Source organism: Streptomyces sp. NPDC007189 (assembly GCF_040703635.1).
In the GTDB taxonomy this organism is placed as follows: domain Bacteria; phylum Actinomycetota; class Actinomycetes; order Streptomycetales; family Streptomycetaceae; genus Streptomyces.
The window spans coordinates 65438-85017 of record NZ_JBEYEY010000015.1 but is presented as its reverse complement, the minus strand read 5'-3'; the positions used below and the strand labels follow the sequence as shown (position 1 = coordinate 85017).

20 protein-coding genes are annotated in these 19580 nt (G+C 71.6%); 12 read left to right on the top strand and 8 right to left on the bottom strand.

Annotated elements, in window-relative coordinates:
• Window positions 1-64: 64 nt before the first annotated feature.
• On the bottom strand, window positions 65-580 hold the full coding sequence (locus AB0950_RS27990) for a DUF4232 domain-containing protein (protein ID WP_360153985.1): 516 nt from the start codon (window positions 578-580) through the stop codon (window positions 65-67).
• A gap of 175 nt (window positions 581-755) precedes the next feature.
• Window positions 756-1289, bottom strand: coding sequence for a hypothetical protein (locus AB0950_RS27985; RefSeq protein ID WP_360153982.1), 534 nt, complete (start codon window positions 1287-1289; stop codon window positions 756-758).
• A gap of 756 nt (window positions 1290-2045) precedes the next feature.
• On the opposite strand from AB0950_RS27985, the gene AB0950_RS27980 reads away from it, so the two are divergent.
• The 4 genes from AB0950_RS27980 (at window position 2046) to AB0950_RS27965 (ending at window position 3796) form a co-directional block, all read left to right on the top strand.
• Window positions 2046-2420 carry a VOC family protein gene (locus tag AB0950_RS27980; protein ID WP_361990012.1) on the top strand — a complete coding sequence of 125 codons (375 nt, stop codon included), beginning with the start codon at window positions 2046-2048 and terminating at the stop codon, window positions 2418-2420.
• Window positions 2421-2427: 7 nt separating this feature from the next.
• A complete protein-coding gene (locus tag AB0950_RS27975; RefSeq protein ID WP_360153976.1) occupies window positions 2428-2775 on the top strand; it encodes a metalloregulator ArsR/SmtB family transcription factor in 348 nt (115 codons plus the stop codon).
• Window positions 2776-2800: 25 nt separating this feature from the next.
• Window positions 2801-3280 carry an SRPBCC domain-containing protein gene (locus AB0950_RS27970; RefSeq protein WP_360153973.1) on the top strand — a complete coding sequence of 160 codons (480 nt, stop codon included), beginning with the start codon at window positions 2801-2803 and terminating at the stop codon, window positions 3278-3280.
• Window positions 3281-3526: 246 nt separating this feature from the next.
• Complete coding sequence (locus AB0950_RS27965) at window positions 3527-3796, top strand: DUF397 domain-containing protein (RefSeq protein WP_360153970.1); 270 nt, start codon at window positions 3527-3529, stop codon at window positions 3794-3796.
• 90 nt (window positions 3797-3886) lie between these two features.
• Here AB0950_RS27965 and AB0950_RS27960 read toward each other — a convergent pair whose 3' ends face one another.
• Window positions 3887-4381 (bottom strand): ATP-binding protein, encoded by a 495-nt coding sequence (locus tag AB0950_RS27960; RefSeq protein ID WP_360575063.1) that lies wholly within the window; start codon window positions 4379-4381, stop codon window positions 3887-3889.
• A gap of 344 nt (window positions 4382-4725) precedes the next feature.
• On the opposite strand from AB0950_RS27960, the gene AB0950_RS27955 reads away from it, so the two are divergent.
• From AB0950_RS27955 to AB0950_RS27945, 3 genes are all read left to right on the top strand, one after another.
• Entirely contained in the window at window positions 4726-5550 is an 825-nt protein-coding gene (locus AB0950_RS27955) for a helix-turn-helix transcriptional regulator (protein WP_360154538.1), read from the top strand.
• A gap of 69 nt (window positions 5551-5619) precedes the next feature.
• Window positions 5620-7080 (top strand): aldehyde dehydrogenase family protein, encoded by a 1461-nt coding sequence (locus tag AB0950_RS27950; RefSeq protein WP_360153964.1) that lies wholly within the window; start codon window positions 5620-5622, stop codon window positions 7078-7080.
• Window positions 7081-7226: 146 nt separating this feature from the next.
• Window positions 7227-7775: a DinB family protein gene (locus AB0950_RS27945; protein ID WP_360153961.1), complete on the top strand. Its 549-nt coding sequence runs from the start codon at window positions 7227-7229 to the stop codon at window positions 7773-7775.
• A gap of 108 nt (window positions 7776-7883) precedes the next feature.
• On the opposite strand, the gene AB0950_RS27940 is transcribed toward AB0950_RS27945, so the two are convergent.
• Entirely contained in the window at window positions 7884-9290 is a 1407-nt protein-coding gene (locus AB0950_RS27940) for a glutamate decarboxylase (RefSeq protein WP_366779655.1), read from the bottom strand.
• A 33-nt stretch (window positions 9291-9323) separates the two neighbouring features.
• Window positions 9324-10613 carry an ion channel protein gene (locus AB0950_RS27935; RefSeq protein WP_360153955.1) on the bottom strand — a complete coding sequence of 430 codons (1290 nt, stop codon included), beginning with the start codon at window positions 10611-10613 and terminating at the stop codon, window positions 9324-9326.
• 121 nt (window positions 10614-10734) lie between these two features.
• Between AB0950_RS27935 and AB0950_RS27930 the strand changes: the two genes are divergently transcribed.
• Window positions 10735-11514, top strand: coding sequence for a MerR family transcriptional regulator (locus tag AB0950_RS27930; RefSeq protein ID WP_366779653.1), 780 nt, complete (start codon window positions 10735-10737; stop codon window positions 11512-11514).
• 28 nt (window positions 11515-11542) lie between these two features.
• Here the strand turns inward: AB0950_RS27930 and AB0950_RS27925 are convergent, their stop codons facing one another.
• Window positions 11543-11908 (bottom strand): YbjQ family protein, encoded by a 366-nt coding sequence (locus AB0950_RS27925; RefSeq protein ID WP_360153949.1) that lies wholly within the window; start codon window positions 11906-11908, stop codon window positions 11543-11545.
• A 147-nt stretch (window positions 11909-12055) separates the two neighbouring features.
• On the opposite strand from AB0950_RS27925, the gene AB0950_RS27920 reads away from it, so the two are divergent.
• A complete protein-coding gene (locus AB0950_RS27920; protein WP_366779652.1) occupies window positions 12056-12955 on the top strand; it encodes a VTT domain-containing protein in 900 nt (299 codons plus the stop codon).
• A gap of 65 nt (window positions 12956-13020) precedes the next feature.
• Here AB0950_RS27920 and AB0950_RS27915 read toward each other — a convergent pair whose 3' ends face one another.
• A complete protein-coding gene (locus AB0950_RS27915; RefSeq protein ID WP_360153943.1) occupies window positions 13021-14676 on the bottom strand; it encodes a threonine/serine exporter family protein in 1656 nt (551 codons plus the stop codon).
• A 115-nt stretch (window positions 14677-14791) separates the two neighbouring features.
• Window positions 14792-15283 (bottom strand): inorganic diphosphatase, encoded by a 492-nt coding sequence (locus tag AB0950_RS27910; RefSeq protein WP_189303680.1) that lies wholly within the window; start codon window positions 15281-15283, stop codon window positions 14792-14794.
• Window positions 15284-15362: 79 nt separating this feature from the next.
• On the opposite strand from AB0950_RS27910, the gene dacB reads away from it, so the two are divergent.
• The 3 genes from dacB (at window position 15363) to tilS (ending at window position 19576) form a co-directional block, all read left to right on the top strand.
• Window positions 15363-16964: a D-alanyl-D-alanine carboxypeptidase/D-alanyl-D-alanine-endopeptidase gene (gene dacB / locus AB0950_RS27905; protein ID WP_366779651.1), complete on the top strand. Its 1602-nt coding sequence runs from the start codon at window positions 15363-15365 to the stop codon at window positions 16962-16964.
• A gap of 119 nt (window positions 16965-17083) precedes the next feature.
• The gene (locus AB0950_RS27900) at window positions 17084-18217 is read left to right on the top strand and encodes a zinc-dependent metalloprotease (protein WP_366779650.1); all 1134 of its coding nucleotides are present in this window, start codon (window positions 17084-17086) and stop codon (window positions 18215-18217) included.
• Window positions 18218-18409: 192 nt separating this feature from the next.
• Window positions 18410-19576 (top strand): tRNA lysidine(34) synthetase TilS, encoded by a 1167-nt coding sequence (tilS, locus tag AB0950_RS27895; RefSeq protein WP_360153934.1) that lies wholly within the window; start codon window positions 18410-18412, stop codon window positions 19574-19576.
• Window positions 19577-19580 lie beyond the last annotated feature (4 nt).

The window sequence follows — 19580 nt, the reverse complement described above, 5'->3', positions numbered from 1 at the left end:
CCTCAGCCCGGAGCGACGGTGCCGGGCCGGCACCCCGAGTCGTGCCCCGACGCCCGAGTGACACTCAGTCGCCGACCTGCTGGAAGGCGGTCACGGAGGCGTTCGGGCCGCTTCCGCCGGACTGGGCGGCGACGGGGCCGTACGACCAGGGGAAGCTCCGGGAGGCGGTGGTGCCGGGCAGGGTGATCTTCACGGTCTTGGCGTCCAGGGCGTTCTTGTCGCCCGCCGCGCCGCGCACATACGAGATGGTGAAGGACGCCGAGTCGCCCTTGGCGAGCTTCAGCGTTTGGGCCTTCGCGCCTTTGAGCGCCGGTACGTCCGCCTTGGTGCCGCCTGCGTTCAGGGTGATGTTCGCGAAGTGGTCCAGGGTGCACGGCTTGCTCTGGTTGGTGATGCTGACCGGAACCTCACCCGTGTCGCCGGCCTTCGGCGCCACGCTCGCCGAGCCGATCTGCACGGACACCCCGCCGATCTCGCAGGCCGAACTGTTCTTGTTGCCGCTCCTGCTCCCACCGCCGTTGCAGGCGGTCAGCAGCAGGGCGGCGGCGAGGGCCGTGACGGTGAGCGGAATGGCGCGCATGAGGCAGGTCCCATCGAGGTTGTGACGGTGCCCCTGCATCATGGCGTCTGCACTGCGGTCCCGTTCGCCCACCCCCGGTGGAATCACCGCATCAGGTGGAACGCCTCACTCGGCTCACACCGGTTCAACCGGCTCACGCCCACACGCGGCCACCGCACTCGGCCATCGCCCAGGGTCACCCCTTCGCCTTGGTCGGCAGCGCCGAAGGCAGCTTGCCGCCTTCCGCCTTGGTGTACGTCTCCTTGCCGACCGTGCCCGACCAGGTCACCGTCATGCTCTTGGCGTCGACCGAGTCGACCGTGCCGGTGGTCCGGTCCTTGTTGCCGTCGGGGCAGGTCAGACGGATCGTCTGCGTCCCCGCCTGCCGGCCGGCGGACCCCTGGCACCAGGCCTTCCGGCCGGTCACGAAGAGCCCGGCCTTCTTCCCGGTGACCACCAGCGCCACGATCTTGCCGCCGCTGGTGGTGATCCAGCTGCCCTCCAGCTTGCCGGCGGCTCCGGTCACGGTTCCGGAGCCCGCTCCCGAGGAGGCAGAGGCCGTGGCGGTCGCGCTCGGCGTCGTGGAGGCGGCGGTCTTGTCGCCGCCGCTCCCGCCTCCGCTGCAGGCGGTCAGCGCGGCGAGCGCGCCCACCAGGCCCACGGCCAGCGCCGCGGTCCGCGCCTTCGCTGAGCGAGCGGTTCCGGCGGACCCGCCTGAACCATCGGTCATGCCAGTTGTGCCAGTCGCAGCAGTCGCAGAAGTCACCGAAAGCTCCCAAGCTGTAGCGGCCGGCCGTCCTCGCCCGGACGGCTCGCAGCAAGCTACCAGCAGTTACCCGGAGGACCTCCGGACCCAGGACAGGAATAAGTTGAGAGCGCCGTAAAGCCCGCCGCAAGCCCGTGCCACCCAGCCAGACGCCCCATCCGGCCATCCGCAGAGCCGCCGAGCCGCCAGGCCTCCGGGCCACCGAGCTGCCGAGCCGCAGAGCCGCCGAGCCGCCAGGCCTCCGGGCCTCCGGGCTGTCGGGCCAGCCCGCCACCGAGCCACCCCGCCACCGGGCCTCCGGGCCTCCGGGCTGTCGGGCCAGCCCGCCACCGAGCCACCCCGCCACCGGGCCTCCGGGCCGTCGGGCCAGCCCGCCGCCGGGCCACCCCGCCGCAGAGCCGCCGAATCCCCCGCCACCCGGCTGCCGGGCCACCGAGCTGCTGAGCCGCAGAGCCGCCGAGTCACCCCGCCACCGGGCCGCCGAGCCACCGGGCCGCCGAGCCACCCCCGCACCGAGCCGCCCACCTGCTCCTCCCCCAGACCACCAAAATCGCGCCCCCCAGACGGCCGTGCCACCCCCCGTCCACCTGCTCCCCACCGCAGACCGCCAAGAGCGCCCCGAGACGGCCCTGCCAGGCACCCACCTCCGCAGGTCATCCCCCACACGTAGGAATCCCCCTACATTTGACGCGTAGGAAATCCCCTACCTATCCTCGACTCATGACCATCACCCACGCCTCATTCGTCACCCTCCCGGTCTCGGACCAGGACAGTGCCCTCCGCTTCTACCGGGACGTCCTCGGATTCCAGGTCACCGCCGACCGGGACATGCCCCAGGGCCGCTGGCTCCAGGTGGCGCCCGAGGGCGCGCAGACCGTCTTCACGCTCTCCGGGCCCGGCATGGGTGGTTTCGAGCCCGGGTCCGCGCGCGGGATCATGTTGGTGACGACCGACGTCGACGCGGACTGCGCGCGGCTCGCCGCGGCCGGGATCCCCGTGCAGGGGCCGGACGACCTGCCCTGGGGGCGGATGGCCTCCTTCGCGGATCCCGACGGCAACGGTCTGATGCTGCTGACGGAGAAGGAAGGCTTCTGACCGCTCCATGAACGGGACGGGTACCGCCGCCGAGGACCGCGTCTTCGCCGCGCTCGCCAACGCCACCCGCCGCGAGGTGCTGCGGCTGCTGCGCGAGCGCGGGCCGCAGCCCGTCCAGGCCCTGGCCGACCACTTCGACATGCGCCGCCCGAGCCTGTCGGAACACCTCAGGGTGCTGAGGGAGGCCGGCCTGGTCTCCGAGCAGCGCTCCGGCAGGCAGCGCATCTACCGCCTCCGGGCGGCCCCCCTCGCCGAGGTGCAGGAGTGGCTCCACCCGTACGAGCGGTTCTGGCGCGACCGGCTGAAGGACCTCGGCGAGCTGCTCGACCGGCTGCCCGACGATGACCGGTCATGAGCACCGAACCGGCAGTGAGCCAGTCATGAGCACCGAACCCGGCAGTGAGCAGGACGCGGACGACCTGACCACCATCCGCGTCGACCAGTTCTTCCCGCACCCGCCCGCCAAGGTCTGGCGCGCCCTGACCGACCCCCGGCTGCTCGCGCAGTGGCAGATGCCCGGCGCCGCGGGCTTCCGGCTTCAGGTCGGCCACCGGTACCGGATGACGTCCGTCCCGCGTCCGAACACGCGCTTCTCCGGGGTCGTGGAGGTGCGGGTGCTGGCCTACGACATCGAGCGGATGCTGTCCGTCCGCTGGAGCGACGCCGATCCGGCCAACCCCGCGGACTGGACCATCACCTGGACCCTGGAACAGGAAGGGCGCGGAACGCGTCTCTTCCTGGTGCACGAAGGTTTCGATCCGGACGATCCGGCTCAGCTGATGGCGCGGAAGATCATGGACGGGGGGTGGCGGGGGCATGTCCTTCCCGCTCTGGGGCAGACGCTGGAGCAGCTCGGCTAGGCCCTGCCGTCAAACCCCGCGCCTGCATCGCGACGACAGGACCGGGCGCCTCGGCTGCGATGAGCGATCGACGGCACAGGTCACAGGGCGGCTCCGGTAAAGCGGACGTCAAACCTGTAACCGTGGGAACACCCGCCGTGCACGTGCATGTGCTCATGCATCTGCACGTGAACGGGGTTATGATCCGGGTCAGTTGACCACAGCATCTATGGCCACACCAGCCAGTGCACCAGCGGGGAGCGACCTGTGGACCGCGACGTTGACGGCGTGTACGGGGGGTACGACGTGTACAACGGCATGGCTGCCGAGCAGCTGGACGGAGTGGCCTGGCAGAAGAGCCGGCACAGTAACTCGCAGGGATCCTGCGTGGAGTTCGCGAGACTTCCGGGCGGCGACGTCGCCGTACGCAACTCGCGTTTCCCCGACGGCCCGGCGCTCGTCTACACGCGCGCGGAGATCGAGGCCATGCTCCTCGGCGTCAAGGACGGCGAGTTCGACCACCTGATAGCGAGCTGACGCCCGACGGCGCATCCCTGCTCAGGCCGTTGGCAACGATGTCGGGGTGTACGCGCGTAGACACCGGTCGTGCGTCGGTGCCGTAGCGCGTCAGCCGGCCTGCTGCAGCCGGAACAGCGCCCAGACGACCTTGCCGTGCAGCGTTCCCGCGATGGGGTGCCAGCCCCAGCTGTCGGCGAAGGAGTCGACCAGGAAGAGCCCGCGCCCGGACTCGGCCGAGAAGTCGTCCGAGTCGCGCGGCACCGGCGTCTCGTGGCTCGGGTCGCGCACCGCGCACACCAGCCGCTCGGTCCAGCGCATCAGGTGCAGCCGTACGGACGAGGCGTGCTCGGGGCGTGCCGCATCAGGGGTGAGTCCGTGGCGCAGGGCGTTGGTGACGAGTTCGGAGACGACGAGGCATATGTCGTCGAAGCGGTCGCCGACGCCCCACTGGTCGAGAGTGCAGCGGGTGAATCTCCGGGCCTCGCGCACCGCTTCGTAACGGGCGGGCAGGGCGCAGGAGGCGGCATTGGACACGGCCGCGGGATCCAGCGGCGGAAGGCCCTGCCGTAACGGCTTGAGCATGGTCGATCCATTCGTCCCCATGCGAGGCACTCCCGGGAATTCGCGGTCGTTGCGATGCAGCGGTGGCGCGGCACCATGGTTTCGGATGCGCACACCAGATGCAAGGGCAGATGCACGTGCACGCGACCGAAATCGCCCTGCTCGTACCGCTTCTTGGTCATTTTTTCCGCCATCTTGTCGGCGGTCGCCGCCACAGGTCCTGACCTTTTCCCGACCGCACGCGCGCGGAAACGGCCCCGTCTTTCCGTTTCTGTAACCGGACGAGTACAGCTCGAAGTGTTTTAGTGGCAGACTGCGGGCCCTGAAGACGGTTGGGGAGGCTGACGAAGGTGAGTGCGGGAGAGCCCGGATCGGTGGTGCGGCGGATGCTGCTCGGCTCGCAACTCAGGCGGCTGCGGGAAGCGCGCGGGATCACGCGCGAGGCGGCGGGCTACTCGATCCGCGCTTCCGAGTCGAAGATCAGCCGGATGGAGCTGGGCCGGGTGAGCTTCAAGACCAGGGACGTCGAGGACCTGCTGACGCTGTACGGCGTCACCGACGAGAGCGAGCGCGAGTCGCTGCTGTCCCTCGCCCGGGAGGCCAACGTGGCCGGCTGGTGGCACAGTTACACGGATGTCCTGCCCAGTTGGTTCCCCACCTATGTGGGCCTGGAGGGCGCCGCGTCCCTCATCCGCGTCTACGAGGTGCAGTTCGTGCACGGCCTGCTCCAGACCGAGGACTACGCCCGCGCGGTGGTCCGGCGCGGCATGAAGGGCGCGAGCCCGGCCGACGTGGAACGCCGGGTCGCCCTGCGCCTGGAGCGGCAGAAGCACCTGTTCGCGAACAGCGCCCCCGAGTTCCACATCGTGCTCGACGAGGCCGCCCTGCGCCGCCCCTACGGCGACCGCGCCGTGATGCGCGGCCAGCTGCAGCACCTGATCGACATCTCCGAGCGGCCCAACCTACGGCTGCAGATCATGCCGTTCAGCTTCGGCGGGCACTCCGGCGAGAGCGGCGCCTTCACCATCCTCAGCTTCCCCGACGCCGACCTGTCCGACGTCGTCTACATGGAGCAGCTGACCAGCGCCCTGTACCTGGACAAGCGCGAGGACGTGGCCCAGTACGAGCAGGCCCTCAAGGAGCTCCAGCAGGACAGCCCCGGCCCCGCCGAGAGCCGGGACCTTCTCCGAGGTCTCCTTCAACTCACTTGAAACACAAGTACGATGACGTGTGATCAGACCGTGACCGGGATCTGGCTCCGCGAGTGATTGAGGGATCACATGTCGTCCTACTTCAGCGACCTGGCCCAGCAGTACATCGACGGTGAATGGCGACCGGGCACCGGGTCCTGGGACGTCATCGACTTCAACCCCTACGACGACGAGAAGCTGGCCTCGATCACGGTGGCCACGGTCGACGAGGTCGACCAGGCCTACCGGGCCGCCGCCCGCGCCCAGAAGAAGTGGGCGGGGACCAACCCCTACGCCCGTCGCGCGGTCTTCGAGCGGGCCCTGCGGCTCATAGAGGACCGCGAGCAGGAGATAGCCGACCTGATCATCGCGGAACTGGGCGGCACGCGCGTGAAGGCCGGTTTCGAACTCCACCTCGCCAAGGAGTTCCTGCGCGAGTCGGTCAACCTGGCGCTGCGGCCCGAGGGCAGGATCCTGCCCTCCCCGGCCGACGGCAAGGAGAACCGCGTCTACCGGGTGCCGGTGGGCGTCGTGGGCGTGATCAGCCCCTTCAACTTCCCGTTCCTGCTGTCGATCAAGTCGGTGGCCCCGGCGCTCGCGCTCGGCAACGCCGTGGTCCTCAAGCCGCACCAGAACACCCCGATCGCCGGCGGCACCCTGATCGCGAAGATCTTCGAGGACGCCGGGCTGCCCGGCGGCCTGCTCAACGTGGTCGTCACCGACATCGCCGAGATCGGCGACGCGTTCCTGGAGCACCCGGTGCCGAGGGTCATCTCCTTCACCGGTTCGGACAAGGTCGGCCGGCACGTGGCCACCGTCTGCGCCGCGAACTTCAAGCGCTCGGTGCTCGAACTGGGCGGCAACAGCGCGCTGGTGGTCCTGGACGACGCCGACGTCGACTACGCGGTGGACGCGGCGGTCTTCAGCCGGTTCGTGCACCAGGGCCAGGTCTGCATGGCCGCCAACCGGGTGCTGGTGGACCGTGCGATCGCGGCGGAGTTCACCGAGAAGTTCGTCGCCAAGGTGAAGTCGCTGAAGGTCGGCGACCCGCGCGACCCGCAGACCGTCATCGGCCCGGTGATCAACAGCCAGCAGGCGAACGCCCTGTCCGGCGCCGTCGAGCAGGCGCTCGCCGAGGGCGCCACGGCCCTGGTGCGGGGCGCCACGGAGGGCAACCTGGTGGCTCCCAGCGTGCTCACCGGCGTCCCCGCCGACTCCGCGCTGCTCCAGCAGGAGGTGTTCGGGCCGGTCGTCTTCCTCATCCCGTTCGACGGCGAGGAGGAGGCGCTGCGCATCGTCAACGACACCCCGTACGGCCTCAGCGGCGCCGTCCACACCGGGGACATCGAGCGGGGCGTCTCCTTCGCCAAGCAGGTCGACACCGGCATGTTCCACGTGAACGACGGCACGGTCCACGACGAGCCGATCGTGCCCTTCGGCGGCGAGAAGCACTCCGGCGTCGGCCGCCTCAACGGCGATACGACCCTGGAGGTCTTCACCACCGTCAAGTGGATCTCGGTGCAGCACGGCCGCAGCGGCTTCCCGTTCTAGCCGCCGGTCGCGGCCCCTTTCATCGCGGCCGCGCTTTCACTGAAGACTCCGGGCCCTTGCGGACAGCACCTGACCGCAAGGGCCCGTAGCGTCGTCGGTGTCAGGGGGCGGAAGGCCCCGGCGACGGTGAGGAGAGGCGGTCGGCCATGGTCAAGCACGTACCGGCGGAGGCGCAGGGCGACGAGCGCGGGGCGCTGCTCGCGTTCATCGAGGAGCAGCGCGGCGGGATCCGCCGGGCTCTGCTCGGACTGACCGAGGAGCAGGCCCGCTCCCGCCCCAGCGCCAGTGAACTGTCGCTCGGCGGCCTGCTCAAGCACGTCGCCGAGGTGGAGCAGATGTGGATCGCGCGGGCCCGGCAGGAGCCCCCGGCCGTCCGGCGCGACGCGTCGAACTGGCACGAGAGCTTCCAGCTGGTCGGCGAGGAGACAGTCGCCTCGCAGCTGGCGTACTGGGAGCAGGTCGCCGCCGAGACGGAGAAGTTCATCCGCTCGGCGCCCAGCCTGGACGACACCTTCCCGCTGCCGCCGGACCCCTGGTTCCCGCCGGAGGGCCGGGTCTCGCTGCGCTGGGTGTGTCTGCACCTGATCCGCGAGACGGCCCGGCACGCCGGCCACGCCGACATCATCCGCGAGTCCCTGGACGGCAGCACCGCCTTCGAGCTCGTCGCCCGGGAACAGGGCGGCTCCTGGGGGTGAGCGCCGGGCGGGCGGCCGTACGGCATCCGTGCACGCGCGCGTAGTGCGCAAGCCGACGGCCACGCGCGCGTGCACGCCACCGGAATGGCAAGGAAGGTCCCCGGTGGCTCAGTGGTGGAAGCCGGTGGCCGCCGCCCTGTCGTGGGTCAGGGGGTGCGGCTGCCGGCGCAGCTCCGGCAGGAGGCGGGTCAGGTCGTCCAGGAACAGGTCGGCCAGGTCGTGCGAGAAGCCGTTGCGGCACACGACCCGCAGCACGGACAGGTCCTCCCGGTTCGCCGGGAAGGTGTACGCGGGCACCAGCCAGCCGTGCTCGCGCAGCCGCCGGGAGACGTCGAAGACGTCGTACGCCGTCACGTCCGGGGCGGTGGTGAAGGCGAAGACCGGCAGCTCGTCACCCCGGGTCAGCAGCCGGAAGTCGCCGAGCGCCTCGATCCCGCCGGCGAGCGAGGTCGCCACGCCCCGCGTGGACTGCTGCACCGCGCGGTATCCCTCGCGGCCCAGGCGCAGGAAGGTGTAGTACTGCGCGACCACCTGGGCGCCGGGCCGGGAGAAGTTGAGGGCGAAGGTCGGCATCTCGCCGCCGAGGTAGTTGACCCGGAAGACCAGCTCCTCGGGCAGCGCCTCCTTGTCCCGCCACAGCGCCCAGCCGACCCCCGGGTACACCAGCCCGTACTTGTGCCCGGAGGTGTTGATCGAGGCCACGCGCGGCAGCCGGAAGTCCCATACGAGGTCCGGGTCCAGGAAGGGCGCGACCATGCCGCCGGACGCGCCGTCCACGTGCACGGGGATGTCGAGCCCGGTGCGCTCCTGGAGGGCGTCCAGGGCGGCGCACAGGTCGGCGATCGGCTCGTAGGAGCCGTCGAAGGTGGAGCCGAGGATGCCGACGACGCCGATGGTGTTCTCGTCGCACAGCTGCACGGCGGCCTGCGGGTCCAGATGGAAGCGGTCGCCCTCCATGGGCACCTGCCGGGCCTCCACCTCCCAGAAGTTGCAGAACTTCTCCCAGCACACCTGCACGTTGACGCCCATGACCAGGTTGGGGCGGGCGCCCGGGTAGCGGTCGGCGTTGCGCTTGGCCCAGCGCCGCTTGAGCGCCATCCCGGCGAGCATGCAGGCCTCGCTGGAGCCGGTCGTCGAACAGCCCACCGCGGCCGCCGGGTCCGGCGCGTTCCACAGGTCGGCGAGCATCGCCACACAGCGCCGCTCCAGTTCGGCGGTGCGCGGGTACTCGTCCTTGTCGATCATGTTCTTGTCCCGGCACTCTCCCATCAGCACCCCGGCCTGCGGCTCCATCCAGGTGGTGACGAACGTGGCCAGGTTCAGCCGGGAGTTGCCGTCCAGCATCAGCTCGTCGTGCACCAGCTGGTACGCCGTGGACGGGGGAATCGGCGCGTCCGGGAGCCGGTGTGTGGGCGGGGCCTCGGTCATGCCGCCGACCGGGTCGGCCTCCCCGAAGAAGGGGTTGACGGACATCGTCCGCTCGTCGTGCTTCTCGGGACCTTTGTGCAGGGCCATGAAACTGTCTCCAGGGGATCCGGGTAAGGGATGTCAGCGGACTGGTGCCCCGTCCTCGCCCAGCTGCATCTGCGGACGCCCCGTCACCAGCAGCCAGGCGGGCAGGGACGCGATGCACAGCAGGGCGAGCACGCCGGGCGAGGCGACGAGCACGGCGGCGGTGAACAGGCTCACCCAGCCCTGCCGGGTGACCGCGAGGAGCATGCCCAGGACGGCCGTGGCCACGCCCACCACCGGATGCACGGCCGGCACGAGCGCGTGGGCGCACAGTCCCAGGGCCGTGCCGACGAAGACGGCCGGGAAGATACGGCCGCCGCGGAAACCCGAGGACGCGGCCACCAGCAACGCGGCCAGCTTCACCACCGCCATCGCGGCGAACTGCCCCGCCGACCAGCCGTCCGGACGCCGGGCCAGCTCACCGACCTCCGCCAGCCCCTTGAAGAGCGTCAGCGGGCCGCCCAGGACGCCCAGAGCGGCCAGCACGACCCCGCCGGCCGGAAGCATCAGCATCGGGTGCCGCAGCCGCCGGAAGACCGCGTGGACGTACGGGAAGGCGTATACGGCGGCCATGCCGAGCAGCGCCGCCGCCGGGGCGATCACCACGGCCGCCAGCACATCCCCCGCCCGCGGGTGCCCCATGGGCGGCAGCCCCAGGTCGAAGCTCGGCCGGGCCACCAGGGTGGTCGTCACGGCCCCGCAGGCGCCGGCGGTCAGCGGCGCGAACAGGTTGTCCCACAGCCGGCCGCGCATCGGGCGCCCGGCGAGCGCCTCGGAGATGACCAGCGCCGCGGCCACCGGTGTGCCGAACAGCGCGCCGATCGTCGCCGACTCGGCCAGCACCGGCCACAGTTCGCCCGGCGTCCGGGGCATCAGGCGCCCGCCGAGCCAGGCCGCGAGGCCCACGTTCACCGCGATGACCGGGTTCTCCGGGCCGAGGCTCGGGCCGCCCGCCAGCATCAGCCCGGCCGCCAGCACCAGGCCCGGCAGCACGGCCGGCGGCAGCACCGGGGCGTTCAGGGCGAGGGTGGCCGGGTCGGGGCCGGCGTGGCCGGGTGCCTTCCACACCACCAGCCCGACCGCGGCACCGGTCGCCACGAGCATGACGGACATCCACGCCGCCGAGAAGCGGCCCAGCCCCAGTGCGTCCGGCAGCGGCCCCCACAGCACGTGCTGGAGCTGCTCCGCCGCCGCGCTGACCCCGACGAAGACCAGGCTCGCGGCCACGCCCACCGCCACGCCGGGCAGGATGAACGGCAGCAGGGCCCGAGCCGGCGCCGTAGGGGCGGTCGGGGGCGCCTGCGGCGCGTCGGTTTCCTGGGCCACGGGCTCACCATAAGCGGACAAAATGCCCACACCGTGTCGAACATGCTGAACCGGAACCGGCTTGCACCTCACGTGGCGTGAGGCCTCAGCGTGGAGGACGTACCGACCGAAGGAGCGGAAAGTGAGCCACCCCGAGGGACAGGTCTACTCCGTGGGACAGGTCGCGGGGTTCGCCGGAGTGACGGTGCGCACCCTGCACCACTACGACGAGATCGGCCTGCTCGTGCCCAGCGAGCGCACGTACGCCGGCCACCGGCGCTACACCGACGCCGACCTCGAACGGCTCCAGCAGATCCTGTTCTACCGGGAGCTCGGCTTCCCGCTCGAGGAGGTCGCGGTCCTGCTCGACGACCCGGACGCGGACCCGCGCCCACACCTGCGCCGCCAGCACGACCTGCTGACCGCCCGGATCGAGAAGCTCACGAAGATGGCCGCGGCCGTGGAGCACGCCATGGAGGCACGCAAGATGGGCATCAACCTCACCCCTCAGGAGCGGTTCGAGGTCTTCGGGGACAAGGACCCCGAGCAGTACCGGGAGGAGGCCGAGCAGCGCTGGGGGAACACCGAGGCCTACGCCGAGTCGCAGCGCCGCGCCGCCACCTACACCAAGGAGGACTGGAAGCGCATCCAGGCCGAGGTCGACGACTGGGGCCGGCGCTACGCCGACCTGGTGGCCGCCGGCGAGCAGCCGGCCGGCGAGGCGGCCATGGACCTGGCCGAGGAACACCGGCAGCACATCAGCAGGTACTACTTCGAGGTCCCCTACGAGATGCACCGGTGCTTCGCGGACATGTACGTCTCCGACGAGCGCTTCAAGGCGTTCTACGACTCGATGCGCCCCGGCCTCGCCGAGCACCTGCGCGCCGCGATCCTCGCCAACGCCGACCGGCACACCTCCTGACCGGCCCCGGCCCGGGACTGCACGGGGGTCACTCCCGGGCCACGACCACCGCCGTGCCGTAGGCGCACACCTCGGTGCCCACGTCCGCGGCCTCGGTCACGTCGAACCGGAACGCGAGCACCGCGTTGGCGCCACGCGCGCGTGCCTGCTCCACCAGCCGCTCCATGGCCTGGTTGCGGGTCTGCACCAGCGTCTTGGTGAGCCCCTTCAGCTCACCGCCGATCATCGACTTCAGACCGGCGCCGATCTGGCTGCCCAGGTGCCGCGAGCGCACGGTGAGCCCGAAGACCTCGCCGATCACCTGCTGCACCCGGTATCCCGGCACGTCGTTCGTCGTCACGACCAGCACATCGGACTGGGGCCCCTGGCCGCCGCCGTAGTCATCGAGTCCCATGAGTCACAGCTTTCTCCCGGTCACCGCACAGTGCATCCTGGATACACCGGTGGAACCTAGGGCGGTCGCCTCACGTTGATAGCTTTGTACGGCCTTTCCCCGAGACCAGCCGCCGAAGCCGCCTCACCCCTTCAGGAGCCCGGACCCGTGATGACACTCGCCCTCGGCCCGAGCTGGCTGGATCCCAACCACCTGCTCGGCACCTACGGCATCTGGGGCCTGCTGCTCGTCGTCTTCGCCGAGTCCGGCCTGCTCATCGGCTTCTTCCTGCCGGGCGACTCGCTGCTGTTCACCTGCGGTCTGCTGATCACCTCGCACCAGCTGGACTTCCCGCTGTGGGGCGCGATCGGCCTGATCTGCCTCGCCGCCGTCCTCGGCGACCAGGCGGGCTACATGTTCGGCAAGAAGGTCGGCCCATCCCTGTTCAACCGCCCGGACTCCCGCCTGTTCAAGCAGGAGAACGTCACCAAGGCGCACGAGTTCTTCGAGAAGTACGGCCCGAAGTCCCTGGTCCTGGCCCGCTTCGTGCCCGTGGTCCGCACGTTCACGCCGATCATCGCCGGCGTCAGCGGCATGCGGTACCGCTCGTTCCTTGTCTTCAACGTCATCGGCGGCACCCTGTGGGGCGCGGGCGTCACCCTGCTCGGCTCCTGGCTGGGCAACATCGGCTTCGTCAAGAACAACATCGAGGCGATCCTCATCCTGATCGTCCTCGTCTCCGTGGTCCCGATCGCGATCGAGTTCCTGCGGGCCCGCGGCAAGGAGAAGAAGGCCGCGCACGCTCCGCAGCAGCCCCAGACGCCCCAGCAGCCGTACGCGCCGGTCATGGACACCGAGACCACCCAGCTGCGCCGCATCGAGCCGGACCAGCCGTACGAGCAGCAGTACGGCGACCCGTACGGGCAGCAGCCGTACCAGCAGCCGCAGCAGCAGGACTGGGACCAGCAGTACTACGACCACCAGCAGTACGGGCAGCAGCAGTACCAGTCGCAGCAGCAGTACCAGTACCCCTACGACCACGACCAGGGCGAGTACCGCGCCCCGTAGGGGCGCGGGGAACTGCGCGAACAGCCACCGCGCACCCGCACCCGCGAACGCGAGCTCCTAAGCGCTCAGAATCCCCTGGTCCGCTTGGCCGCCCGGCGCTTGCCGGGATACCCGACCCGCAGGAACAGCCGGAAGACCTCCGACCCCAGATTGACCCCGATGGCGATCGCCATGGCCAACGACGCCGCGTTGGCCAGCGACACCAGTCCCTTGTCCACCTGGTTCTGGGCCATGTTCAACAGCCCGAAATAGGTCGCCGAGCCCGGCAGCAGCGGCCCGATCGCCGCCGTCGTGTAGGGCAGCGCGGACGCGAACCGGTACCGGGACAGCAGCTGCCCGAACAGCCCGACCAGCCCCGCCGCCACAGCGGTCGACGCCACCGGCGAGATGTGGGCGACGTAGTGCATCGCGCCGTACACCGTCCACGCCACGCCCCCGTTGAGCGTCACCCACAGCACGGTCGACCGCTCCTGCTGCAGCAGCACCGCGAAGGTCAGCGACAGCAGCATGGACGCCGCGATCTGGATCAGCGGCCGTTCGTCGGTGACGAGCGCCGCGTCCGGGTTGAGCTTGCCGCCGACCTTCACGCCGAAGTACAGGACGAGCAGCACGCCGGCGACGATGCCCACGAAGAAGTACAGGACCTCCAGCAGACGCGCGGAGGCGGTGATGTAGAAGCCGGTCAGGCCGTCCTGGACGCCCGCCACCAGCGCCCGCCCGGGCAGCAGCGCGAACAGCCCACCGGTGACGACGGCGGACGCCTTCACGTCGACGTGCGCCAGCGAGAACGCCACTCCGATCGCCGCGGGCGGCATCGCGGCGACCGTGAACTGGTAGAACTCCGGCAGCCCCCGCCCCGCGCACAGCCAGGCCAGCCGGTCGCCGAGCATCGCGCCGAGCGCCGCCGCGACGAACACGATCAGATCACCGCCGACCAGCAGCGAGGCCGCACCGGCCAGCAGCCCGCTGGCCAGGCTCAGCGCCCAGCCCGGATAGGGGTGCCGGTTGCGGCGGATCTCCGCGAGCCGCCGGTAGGCCTCCTCCAGGGAGACATGGGTCTCCGGGTCGGTCAGGTCGTCCACCAGCCGGAACACGGCGGCCAGCCGTGTGTAGTCGGTGCCCCGCCGCCGTACCGTCCGCGACGCCGTCACCGGGTCGTCCACCAGCGACGGCTGGTGCGAGATCGACAGCAGCGTGAAGGTGACGTTCGGCTCGCAGCGGTCCAGGCCGTAGGAGCGGCACACCGCGAACATCGCGGCCTCCACGTCCTCCGCGCCCTCGCCGCCGGCCAGCAGCAGCTCCCCGATACGCAGGGTCAGGTCGAGCACGCGCGGGACCGCGGGGCCCTCCTCCTCGGCCCGCTGCACCGGCTCCGGCGCGGGCCGCTCGGCCACCGGCAGCCGCAGCATCGTGCGCATCCGGTCCTGCCAGGGCGCGTCCTTGACCAGGCTGACCAGGGGCACCCCGGTGGCCGGGGTGAACGCCGGCGGGACCTCCCTGGCGCCGTAGGTGCGCGGCGGGCTGAACGCCGACCCCTCCGGCTCGGCACTGGGCGACTGCGGCGTCTGAAGGCCCTTGGGCAGGGCGAACTCCGATGTCGTCTCCGGTTCACCGCCACCCTCGGCGACCTCGATGCCCTCGGGAATCGCGAACTCGGACGTGATCTCCGGGTCGTACCGCGCCTCGTCGGACCGCGGCTTGCGGTCCTCCGCCTCCGTCACCTCGCACCGCTTCCTGAACGACACCTTCCGTAGGCCTCAGTATGCGCATGGGTACGCAAACGGGCCGCGCCACCCCACGCAGGGTGCCGCGGCCCGCGGAAGACAAACCGGCCGGTCAGTGACCGCCCTGCTCCTCGAAGCGCTTGTACGACCGCTCGATCTCGGCCTCGGCGTCCGTGCGGCCCACCCAGTTGGCGCCCTCGACCGACTTGCCGGGCTCCAGGTCCTTGTACACCTCGAAGAAGTGCTGGATCTCCAGGCGGTCGAACTCCGACACGTGGTGGATGTCCCGCAGGTGCTCCACGCGCGGGTCGGTGGCCGGAACGCACAGCAGCTTGTCGTCGCCGCCCGCCTCGTCCGTCATGCGGAACATGCCGATCGCGCGGCAGCGGATCAGGCAGCCCGGGAAGGTCGGCTCGTCCAGGATGACCAGCGCGTCCAGCGGGTCGCCGTCCTCGCCGAGGGTGTTCTCGACGAAGCCGTAGTCGGTCGGGTAGGCGGTCGAGGTGAAGAGACGACGGTCCAGGCGGATCCGACCGGTCTCGTGGTCCACCTCGTACTTGTTGCGCGAACCCTTCGGGATCTCGATCGTGACGTCGAACTCCACCGGTGGCTCCTCCATGATCAGCACATAGTTCTGGTGGTTAAGTGTCCCTCACGCAGGTGTGTGATCGCGAAAGGGGCTGGTGGTCGTGCCAGAGCTGAGGCCGTGGCAGGCCGCGAGACCGCAGGTGGAGCGGATCGCGAACGCCGTACGACCGCGTCTGGCGCGGGCCGGTGCCGCCGCCCGGCCGCGGGTCGCGCGGCTGGCGCGGGCCCTGCGGCCCCGGACCCCGCGGCTCCCGCGTCCGGGAGCGGTCAGGACCTGGCAGTACACCGCGGGCGCCGCCACCGCCGGCCTGGCGCTCGCCGCCGGTGTGGTGACCGCGGCCGGACCCTGGGACGCCAACGGTCAGCGTACGGCCGAGCGGGACCGGGCAGTCGCCCTGGAGCAGCCGGGTGGCGCAGATCACGGCCGCTCCGGCACGACGGCAGGCACGGCCCGGCCCGCGCCGAGCGCCGCACCCGTCCTGGTGGGCCTGGACGGCCCCGTGGCGGCCGTCGACACCAAGAAGGCCGCGCCGGACGGAAAGCCCCTCTCCGACGTCCTCAAACCCCTCCTGGGCGCCCCCGCACTGGGCGGTACCCGCGCGGCGGCCGTCGTCGACGTGGCCACCGGCAAGCGCCTCTACGACACCGACGCCGACGAGGCCCTCACCCCCGCCTCCACCACCAAGATCGCCACCGCCGTCGCCGCCCTGTCCGCGCTCGGCCCCGACCACCGCTTCACCACCCGCGCCGCCATCGAAGGCGACACCGGCGAACTCGTCCTCGTCGGCGGCGGCGACCCCACCCTCACCGCGCGCGGCAGGAGCGACGGCTGGGCCAGCCTGCGCGACCTCGCGGCGCACACCGCCCAGGCCCTGCACCGGCGCGGCATCCGCAAGGTCACGCTCTCCTACGACACGACCCTGTACTCCGGCCCCCAGCTGCACCCCATCGGCGTCAACGACAACCTCGCGCCGGTCAGCCCCCTGATCGCCGACGAGGGCCGCACCGACGGCTCCAGCAGCGGTCCGGCGCCCCGCGTGAGCGACCCCGCGAAGGACGCGGCGAGCAAGTTCGCGGCCTTCCTGAAGGACGCCGGCATCACCACCACGCCCCCCGGCCCCTCCAAGGCCGGCACGCGCGCGCAGACCCTCGCCACGGTCGCCTCGCCGCCGCTGTCCGACATCGTCGAGCGCATGCTGACCAACAGCGACAACGACATCGCCGAGGCCCTCGCCCGCCAGACCGCCCTCACCAGCGGGCAGCCCGGCAGCTTCGCCGGCGGCGCCAAGGCGATCGCCGCACGGCTGACCAAGCTGGGCCTGCCGATGTCGGGCGCCTCCTTCCACGACGGCAGCGGGCTCGACCGCGACGACCGGCTCACCGCCGGCCTCCTCACCGGCCTCCTGGTCACCGCCGGCGACCCCGCCCGCCCCGGCCTGCGGCCCGTCCTCACCGGCCTGCCCGTGGCCGGCTTCACCGGCACGCTGGCCGACCGCTACACCGACAGCGCGGCAGGCGTCGTACGCGCCAAGACCGGCACCCTCACCGGCGTGAACACCCTCGCCGGCACCGTCGTCGACGCCGACGGCCGCCTCCTCGCCTTCGCCTTCATGGCCTCCGGCACCACCGACCCCCTGGCAGCGGAGTCGGCCCTGGACAAGGCGGCGACGGCCCTGGCGTCCTGCGGCTGCCGGTGACCGCCCCGGGACCGCGCGGGCCTTCCGGGGCGGGCCGCACCGCCGCAGCCCCGGTGCCCGCCCGCCGCCGACCTCACACGGACTGCCCCAAGTGGGGACGTTCCCGTACGGTTGGCAGCATGACTGGCTTCGGTGGCACCGCATCTCCCGGGATGGTCGACTGGAACCTCGCGGTGGCGACCGCGACGCGGCTCGTACGCCCGGGCCCCGACGTCAGCCGCGACGAGGCCCGCGCCGTCGTCGCGGAGCTGCGCCGGCACGCCAAAGCCTCGGAGGAACACGTCCGGGGCTTCACTCGTATGGGCACCGACGAGACCCACGACACCCCCGTCCTGGTGGTCGACCGCCCCGGCTGGGTCCGCGCCAACGTCGCCGGCTTCCGCGAGATCCTCAGGCCGCTGCTGGAGAAGATGCAGCAACGCCGCTCCGGCAACCCCGCCGGCGCGGTGCTCGGCACCGTCGGCGGCAAGGTCACCGGCGTCGAACTCGGCATGCTGCTGTCGTTCCTGTCCTCCCGCGTCCTCGGCCAGTACGAGACGTTCGCCCCGGTCGGCCGCGACCTGCCGGCCGGCGAGAACGGCGGCGGCCGGCTGCTGCTCGTCGCACCGAACATCGTCCACGTCGAGCGCGAACTCGACGTCGAACCGCACGACTTCCGCCTGTGGGTGTGCCTGCACGAGGAGACGCACCGCACCCAGTTCACGGCCGTGCCCTGGCTGCGCGACCACCTGGAGGGCGAAATCCAGTCGTTCTTGGCGGAGACCGACGTCGACCCGATGACCTTCCTGGAGCGCATCAGGGAAGCCGCCCAGTCCCTCGCCGGGGGCCGCGTCGAGGGCGAGGACGAGGACGGCGGCCGCTCCTTCGTGGAACTGGTGCAGACCCCCGCCCAGCGCGAGATCCTCAGCCGCCTCACCGCCGTGATGTCCCTGCTGGAGGGCCACGCCGACTACGTGATGGACGGCGTCGGCCCCAGCGTGGTACCGACCGTCGCGGAGATCCGCGAGAAGTTCCAGCAGCGCCGCGCCAAGGGCGCCTCCCGCCTCGACCTCGCCCTGCGCAAGCTGCTCGGTCTCGATGCCAAACTGAGGCAGTACCGGGACGGCGAACGCTTCGTGCGGGCCGTCGTCGAACAGGTCGGCACCGACGGCTTCAACCGCGTGTGGACCTCGCCCAACACCCTGCCCACGAAGGCGGAGATCGCCAAACCGGCGGACTGGGTCGCGCGGGTGCACCGCAAGGCCGAGTCGTGAACGGCATGGACACGTCGTGAAACGAATCCGGCCGACGACAGGCGAACGCCCCTCCAATCACCCGTCCGAGGGACCGTGAGCCATGCGTAGGCGTGCAATGCTCGGGGAACGCCCCGGTTCTGTCACCATCTACACACTCTGAGTGACCGAACTCGGGCTCACCCCCCGAAAACTTCATGAAGGGAACCGGACATGGGTCCCCATCCTGCGGTCGCGGCGATACGCCTGGCGGTTCGCCGCGTCCTCCATGACATCCTCAACGACCACCAGACCTCCGGCGTCCCCGGACGCCAGGCCTTCAGCGGCCTCGGCGAGCAGGCCTCCGCCGGCCGCACCGGCGCGCTGACCGCCGGCAGCCCCGCGCGCCCGGTCACCGGCGGCCCCGGCCGGCAGGCCGGCGGCCGGCACCCGCACCGGACCGCCGAGCGGCCCCCCTCCCCGCTCGGCTCCCCGCTCGTGCTCGTCGCCTGCTCCGGCGGCGCCGACTCCATGGCCCTCGCCTCCGCCCTCGCCTTCGAAGCGCCCAAGCTCGGCATCCGCGCCGGCGGCGTCACCGTCGACCACGGCCTCCAGCCCGGCTCCGACCTGCGCGCCGACGAGGTCGCCCTGCGCCTGCGCGAACTCGGCCTCGACCCGGTCGAGTCCGTCGCCGTGACCGTCGGCCGCGACGGCGGGCCCGAAGCCGCCGCCCGCGACGCCCGCTACGCCGCCCTCGACGCCGTCGCCGAACGCCACGGCGCCACCGCCGTCCTGCTCGGCCACACCCGCGACGACCAGGCCGAAACCGTCCTGCTCGGCCTCGCCCGCGGCTCCGGCATCCGCTCCCTGTCCGGCATGGCCGCGGTCTCGGGGGCCGGCGGCCGCTACCGGCGCCCCTTCCTGCAGCTCGACCGGCAGACCGCCCGCAAGGCCTGCATGGCCCAGTCCCTCCCCGTCTGGGACGATCCTCACAACACCGACCCCGCCTACACCCGCTCCCGGCTGCGCCACGAAGGCCTGCCCGCCCTGGAGAAGGCCCTCGGCAAAGGGGTCGTGGAGGCGCTCGCCCGCACCGCCCAGCTCTCCCGCGACGACGCCGACGCCCTCGACGCCTGGGCCAGCCAGGCCGAAGCCTCCGTACGCGACGCCGCTGGCCGGCTGGAGTGCGCCAAGCTCTACGCCCTGCCGCCCGCCGTACGCCGCCGCATCCTGCGCCGCGCCGCCATCGAGGCCGGCGCCCCGGCCGGTTCGCTCTTCGCCCGCCACATCGAGGAAGTCGACCGCCTGATCACCGGCTGGCGCGGCCAGGGAGCCATCAATCTCCCGGGCAGAGTCGTCGCCCAGCGGCAGGGTGGCAGACTGGTGATTCGGCAAGGCTGAAACC

Excerpts from the sequence above, each read along its gene's own strand:
- AB0950_RS27990 (WP_360153985.1), bottom strand. The coding sequence starts at position 580 with ATGCGCGCCATTCCGCTCACCGTCACGGCCCTCGCCGCCGCCCTGCTG.
- AB0950_RS27985 (WP_360153982.1), bottom strand. The coding sequence starts at position 1,289 with ATGACCGATGGTTCAGGCGGGTCCGCCGGAACCGCTCGCTCAGCGAAG.
- AB0950_RS27980 (WP_361990012.1), top strand. The coding sequence starts at position 2,046 with ATGACCATCACCCACGCCTCATTCGTCACCCTCCCGGTCTCGGACCAG.
- AB0950_RS27975 (WP_360153976.1), top strand. The coding sequence starts at position 2,428 with ATGAACGGGACGGGTACCGCCGCCGAGGACCGCGTCTTCGCCGCGCTC.
- AB0950_RS27970 (WP_360153973.1), top strand. The coding sequence starts at position 2,801 with ATGAGCACCGAACCCGGCAGTGAGCAGGACGCGGACGACCTGACCACC.
- AB0950_RS27960 (WP_360575063.1), bottom strand. The coding sequence starts at position 4,381 with ATGGGGACGAATGGATCGACCATGCTCAAGCCGTTACGGCAGGGCCTT.
- AB0950_RS27955 (WP_360154538.1), top strand. The coding sequence starts at position 4,726 with ATGCTGCTCGGCTCGCAACTCAGGCGGCTGCGGGAAGCGCGCGGGATC.
- AB0950_RS27950 (WP_360153964.1), top strand. The coding sequence starts at position 5,620 with ATGTCGTCCTACTTCAGCGACCTGGCCCAGCAGTACATCGACGGTGAA.
- AB0950_RS27945 (WP_360153961.1), top strand. The coding sequence starts at position 7,227 with ATGGTCAAGCACGTACCGGCGGAGGCGCAGGGCGACGAGCGCGGGGCG.
- AB0950_RS27940 (WP_366779655.1), bottom strand. The coding sequence starts at position 9,290 with ATGGCCCTGCACAAAGGTCCCGAGAAGCACGACGAGCGGACGATGTCC.
- AB0950_RS27925 (WP_360153949.1), bottom strand. The coding sequence starts at position 11,908 with ATGGGACTCGATGACTACGGCGGCGGCCAGGGGCCCCAGTCCGATGTG.
- AB0950_RS27900 (WP_366779650.1), top strand. The coding sequence starts at position 17,084 with ATGACTGGCTTCGGTGGCACCGCATCTCCCGGGATGGTCGACTGGAAC.
- tilS (WP_360153934.1), top strand. The coding sequence starts at position 18,410 with ATGGGTCCCCATCCTGCGGTCGCGGCGATACGCCTGGCGGTTCGCCGC.